Below are 5596 nucleotides of genomic sequence, written 5' to 3'. Positions count from 1 at the left end.
CGGTGACCGTGATAGAGCGATTTCGATTTCTTCATCACGCCATCTTACGTGACCGACCTGATAACCTGACAACGCCGGCGGAAGACATCCTCCGATCGTGCGTGCACTGCGGCTTCTGCAACGCGACGTGCCCGACGTATCAACTCCTCGGCAACGAGCTCGACGGCCCGCGAGGACGCATCTATCTGATCAAGCAGATGCTCGAAGGCGAGCCGGTCACCGACAAGACGCAATTGCATCTCGACAGGTGCCTGACTTGCCGCAACTGCGAAACGACCTGTCCGTCGGGTGTTACGTATCACGCGCTGCTCGACATCGGGCGCGAGATGCTGGAACGGCGGGTCGAGCGGCCCGTCGCCGACCGCGCGCTGCGTGCGGGCCTGCGCCATGTGATCCCGCGCGCGAGGACGTTCGGCGCGCTGCTGAAGGTCGGGCAAATGATGCGGCCTGTTCTTCCCGCGGCACTCGGCGAGAAGATTCCTCCTCACGCCCGGGTTGCCCTTGAACGGCCCGTTGTGCGCCATGCACGTCGCATGCTGATGCTTGAAGGCTGCGCGCAACGCTCGCTCTCGCCGAATACGAACGCGGCCGCCGCGCGCGTGCTGGATCGGCTCGGTATCAGCATCGAAGCAGCGCCGGAGGCCGGCTGCTGCGGCGCGACCGACTATCACCTGAACGCCCAGGAAGCGGGGCTTGTGCGAGCGCGCCGCAATATCGATGCATGGTGGCCCAAGGTGCGCGCGGGCGCGGAAGCCATTATCCAAACGGCGAGCGGTTGCGGTGCGTTTGTCAAGGAGTACGGCCACCTGCTGCGCGACGACCCGGCCTACGCCGACAAGGCTCGCCGCATCAGCGAAATGGCGCGCGATCTGGGCGAAGTCCTCGCCGACGCGCCGCTCGACGAGTTGCGGATCAAGGCCGACAAGCGCGTCGCCTTCCACTGTCCGTGCACCTTGCAACATGCGCAAAAGCTCGGCGGCTCGGTGGAGGGCGTGCTCGGCCGCCTTGGCTTCGACCTCGCGCCTGTTCCCGACGCACACCTGTGCTGCGGGTCGGCAGGGACCTATTCGTTCACGCAGCCCGAGCTTGCCCGCAAGCTGCGCGACAACAAACTCGACGCGCTCGAAAGCGGCAAGCCAGACGTGATCGCCACGGCCAACATCGGCTGCCAGACGCATCTGGGCGCGGGCGGACGCACGCCGGTGCGCCACTGGATCGAAATCGTCGACGAGGCGATCGACTGAACTGCGCACACGTTCAGCGCACGCCAGACGGTCCGTCACTGCCACCAAGCCTTCATTTGCAGGAGTTCAACCGAAGCATTCCCACTTCGCTGCACGGCGCACGTCGTGCGCTGCGGCAACCCTTATCGCATCAGAAAAAAGAGACTGGAGACATGGATATCATTGCCAAACCCAACGACGCCGCGCTCGACCGTGCCACGGTCGAAACCCGCGCTTATTCGAAAGCCACCTGGCGGCTCTTGCCGTTCCTGTTCGTGTGCTACGTCGCGGCGTACCTCGACCGCGTCAATGTAGGCTTCGCCAAGCTTCAGATGCTCAATGACCTGGCCTTCAGCGAGACCGTGTACGGTCTTGGCGCGGGCATCTTCTTCATCGGCTATTTCCTCTTCGAGGTTCCGAGCAACATCATCATGCATCGCGTGGGCGCGCGGGTCTGGATCGCGCGGATCATGATTACCTGGGCGGTGATCTCGGCAGGGTCGCTGTTCGTTAAGACGCCGACGGCCTTCTACGTCATGCGATTCCTGCTCGGCGTGGCGGAGGCGGGCTTCTTTCCGGGCATCGTCCTTTACCTGACCTACTGGTTTCCGGCCGAGCGGCGCGGGCGCATGAACGCGCTCTTCATGATGGGCATCCCCATTGCCGGCGTGGTGGGCGGCCCCTTGTCCGGCTGGATCATGACCGTGCTCCAGGGCGTGGGCGGCTGGTCGAACTGGCAATGGCTCTTTCTGCTCGAGGCGATTCCCTCGGCGGTGCTGGGCGTCGTAACGCTGTGCTGCCTGCCGAACGGCATCCGCTCGGCGAACTGGCTCACGGACGAAGAAAAGCGCGTGCTGGAGGTGAACATCGAACGGGACAGCGCGGGCAAGACTCACGGTTCGCTCGCCGGAGTGTTCACCGACGCCCGTATCTGGAAGATGGCAGTCATCTACTTTTGTTGCATGATGGGTCTCTATGGAATCAGCTTCTACCTTCCGACGCTGATCAAGGCGACCGGCGTGCGCACCGCGCTCGATGTGGGCCTGCTGACCGCGATTCCGTATGCGTGCGCTGCCGCGAGCATGTTCCTCGTGGCCCGCAGCGCAGACCGCTCGGGCGAGCGGCGCTGGCACTTCGCGGTGCCCGCGGTGCTCGCCGGCGCGGGCCTGTTCGCCAGCACGCAACTGACCGGCAATATTCCGCTCGCGATGGTCGCGCTGACCGTCGGCACAGCCGGCATGCTCGCGACGATGCCCGTGTTCTGGACCTATCCGAGCGCGATCCTCGCCGGTGGCTCGGCTGCCGCAGCCATCGGCATGATCAATTCGATCGGCAACCTGGCCGGGTTCGTCAGCGCGTCGGTCATCGGCTGGATGAAGGACGTGACACATAGCACGAACGCCGGCATCTACTGCGTGGCGGGCGCGCTTGTCTTCGGCGCCGTGCTGGCTTTGCTTCAGCCGCACCGGTCCGTAAGCAAGTAAGCCGGGTGAGACTCGATAAAACCTTCTGTTGCGTTTGGTCAAGATGCCTTTTTAATGGCAGCACGTCCTAGCCGTCCTGTTCAGACTGCCGCAAACTGTTGATCGTTGATTCCATGTCCTCGTCCCCGTCTTCAGATCGGTCATTGCTGACCGCAGTATAGGTTGGGCTCTGCCCTGTTCAACAAAGGCGGTCGAAATGGGCGCCTTCAGGAGCATCACACGTTGGAACGGCATTTCATGCTGGATGGATCATTACTCGCTATGTCTCATAACGGCGCTGTCACGTTGAGGTGTTAGTGCCGCAATAGCGGAGAGAACGCGCATTGCTCAGAAAGCGAGCGGATTTTGGGTGAGATCAGTGAAGCGATGCCACGCGGCAAAGCGTGCTGCGAGCTGTTTTCGATACAGTGAGGCGCGCAGCAAATGTCGCTTGAGCGCGAAGTGCTGGCGGATCGGACCGAAGCTCGACAGGAACGCCTGCGTACGGTTGGGATCGCGGAAGCCACGCATGCGGCGCTCGCGTTCACGCGTAGGCTGATGGCTATTTTCGGCACGATTGTTTAGGCGGGCACTGGCCTTGACAAAGACATGCTTGACGTCGGCCAGTTCGGGGATCTCGGCCTTCGCCGCAGGATAGCTACGGAGTTGGTCGGTCACGATCTTGCGCGGCACTTCGGAACCTGAGGCCAGCACGCGCTTGAAAAACCGCTTGGCTGCAGCCTTGTCGCGACGCTTCTGCAGCAGGATATCAAGCTCGGCGCCGTGTTGATCGACTGCTCGCCACAGCAGGTGAGGCTCGCCGCGCAACGTCACGAACACTTCGTCCAGATGCCACGTGGAGCCGGGCTTGCGACGTGCAGCTTTGACACGATGCGCAAAGCCCGCGCCGAACTTGTCGCACCAGCGCCGGATCGTCTCATAACTCACGATCACGCCGCGCTCGAACAGCAATTCTTCGATGTCGCGAAGGCTCAATTGGAAGCGAAAATACCAGCGCACGGCGCAGCTGATAACTGCAGCCGGAAAGCGATGACCGTGATAAAGCGATTTTGCATTCTTCATCGCCCTATCTTACGCGACCGCCCAGGCAACGTGACAATGCCGTGGCAATCGTTGTAGGGTCATTCGTGCTGGTGACGGCAACCGCTTTCGTCGCCGCTCACTATCACCGGGAGCAAATGCGCCAAAAACTGCTCAGACGGCTGGATTACCATCACGACTGGTGGGACTGGGGCAGCGCCCGGCGTTGAGCTTCCGCCCTCGCTAACCTGTTGCGGCACCGAGGATGATCGTATTGATGCCTGGTTGGACGGGCACACGCGGTTCTCCTGGAAACGCGCACTGATAACACCTGCGCGGTGGCCGCTCACGGTTTCTGCTGGTCCTCTCAATCAGCAAATTCCCCAGGCAAAGACTTTACCGCCTGGCTTTTTTGTCGACGGATTCAGAGGCCAGCGCAACGCCCCCGATCGCGAGAAAGATCGAGCAGGAACCCCATCAGGTCAATACGCCCCGCAGCGTCCCGGCAGCGGGTGCTGCGGGCGCGCGTCAATCATTACTTTCTCGCGGCGCGCGAGGTTTGCCCGTCGGCGGGTTGTGTCGCTCTCGACGCAGCAGTCGTCGCCACGTTGAAATGGCTCTGTCGCATTAAGGCGTGGAGGTAAAATCAGGGCGACAAGAATTTGATGAAGCTCGCGATGGAAAAGACGAAGAAGACGCCGCGAAAGACGTTACCCGCAGGTGTCGCCAAGGTTCTGAAGCGACTGCACTATCCGGTGGATGTGATTCTGCTGTGTGTGCGCTGGTATGTGGCGTACTCGCTGAGTACGCGCAATCTCGAGGAGATGATGGCTGAACGCGGTTTCGAGGTTGACCATTCAACCGTGCATCGCTGGGTGATCAAACTCGTGCCGTTGTTCGAAAAGGCGTTCCGCAAGCACAAGCGCCCGGTCGGCAAGAGCTGGCGGATGGACGAAACCTATATCAAGGTCAGTGGCGAATGGAAATACCTGTACCGCGCTGTTGACAAGGCGGGCAACGCCGTCGATTTCCTGCTGAGGGCTCGCCGTGACAAGGCCGCGGCGCGTCGCTACTTCGAGAAAGCCATCGGCCAGAACGGCGTGCCCGAGACGGTCGCCATGGACAAAAGCGGAGCCAATCTGGCCGCCATCCAGAGTATCAATGCTGAAAGGGAAACGCCGATCAAGGTCCGCCAGGTCAAGTATCTGAATAACATCAGAGAGCAAGATCACCGGGCGATCAAACGCATCACCAGGCCGATGATGGGTTTCAAGGATTTTCGGTGCGCCCGCATCATACTGTCCGGCATCGAAGTGATGCATATGATCAGGAAAGGGCAAATGAAGACGGCGCACGAAACTCATCCTTCCAGCGCCGAGCAATTTTACTCCTTGCTTATTTAACGTAACAAACGTGCATTCTTTCGACAGCACTTCGTTATCGCGACAGAACCCTCGCTAGATACCGTTCTGCTATTGTTAGGACACTCCCATCTCGATCACGTCTCACCCTATCTGGACGTCACGCCGCGCGAGCAGCGCGATGCGCTATCGGCGTTCGATCAGTTGGAGTGGGACTGAAGAAAACGCTTTGACGTGCCGATATCAGTTAAAGCTGGACGTCGTTTTCGATGATAGCAATGCTTGCAATCCGTCGCCTGAATGATATCATTGATATCAACATCACAGGAGGCATTGCAATGGCAAATCTTTTGGTGCGCAACGTGGACGACGCCTTGGTGCAGAGTCTGCGCGAACTGGCCGCTGCGCATGGCCGCAGCGCCGAAGCCGAACATCGCGAAATATTGGCAAAGGCGCTGCGAAAGCCCAAGCGTAAGAGCTTTGCGGAAGTGTTAACGGGTATTCCAAA

At 60.5% G+C, this 5596-nt stretch carries 6 protein-coding genes; 5 read left to right on the top strand and 1 reads right to left on the bottom strand.

Annotated elements, in window-relative coordinates:
- Positions 1-41 precede the first annotated feature (41 nt).
- Both glcF and AC3WLT_RS36800 read left to right on the top strand, forming a co-directional pair.
- Positions 42-1244: a glycolate oxidase subunit GlcF gene (glcF, locus tag AC3WLT_RS36805; protein WP_492596470.1), complete on the top strand. Its 1203-nt coding sequence runs from the start codon at positions 42-44 to the stop codon at positions 1242-1244.
- Between the two features lie 152 nt (positions 1245-1396).
- Entirely contained in the window at positions 1397-2707 is a 1311-nt protein-coding gene (locus AC3WLT_RS36800; RefSeq protein ID WP_492596467.1) for an MFS transporter, read from the top strand.
- 327 nt (positions 2708-3034) lie between these two features.
- Here the strand turns inward: AC3WLT_RS36800 and AC3WLT_RS36795 are convergent, their stop codons facing one another.
- Positions 3035-3769 (bottom strand): IS6 family transposase, encoded by a 735-nt coding sequence (locus tag AC3WLT_RS36795; protein WP_492596466.1) that lies wholly within the window; start codon positions 3767-3769, stop codon positions 3035-3037.
- Positions 3770-3810: 41 nt separating this feature from the next.
- Between AC3WLT_RS36795 and AC3WLT_RS36790 the strand changes: the two genes are divergently transcribed.
- The 3 genes from AC3WLT_RS36790 to AC3WLT_RS36780 all read left to right on the top strand — a co-directional run.
- Positions 3811-3957: a hypothetical protein gene (locus AC3WLT_RS36790; protein WP_492596465.1), complete on the top strand. Its 147-nt coding sequence runs from the start codon at positions 3811-3813 to the stop codon at positions 3955-3957.
- A 447-nt stretch (positions 3958-4404) separates the two neighbouring features.
- On the top strand, positions 4405-5130 hold the full coding sequence (locus tag AC3WLT_RS36785; RefSeq protein ID WP_492596469.1) for an IS6 family transposase: 726 nt from the start codon (positions 4405-4407) through the stop codon (positions 5128-5130).
- Between the two features lie 296 nt (positions 5131-5426).
- Positions 5427-5596 (top strand): FitA-like ribbon-helix-helix domain-containing protein (locus AC3WLT_RS36780; protein WP_492596468.1); only part of this gene is annotated, 170 nt, incomplete at its 3' end.

It is taken from the genome of Paraburkholderia sp. FW306-2-2C-D06C, from assembly GCF_058781505.1.
The sequence above is the reverse complement of the archived record's forward strand: the minus strand, read 5'-3'. Positions and strand labels throughout refer to the sequence as shown.

Coding starts and splice junctions, on each gene's coding strand:
- AC3WLT_RS36800 (WP_492596467.1), top strand. CDS start 1,397: ATGGATATCATTGCCAAACCCAACGACGCCGCGCTCGACCGTGCCACG.
- AC3WLT_RS36795 (WP_492596466.1), bottom strand. CDS start 3,769: ATGAAGAATGCAAAATCGCTTTATCACGGTCATCGCTTTCCGGCTGCA.
- AC3WLT_RS36785 (WP_492596469.1), top strand. CDS start 4,405: ATGGAAAAGACGAAGAAGACGCCGCGAAAGACGTTACCCGCAGGTGTC.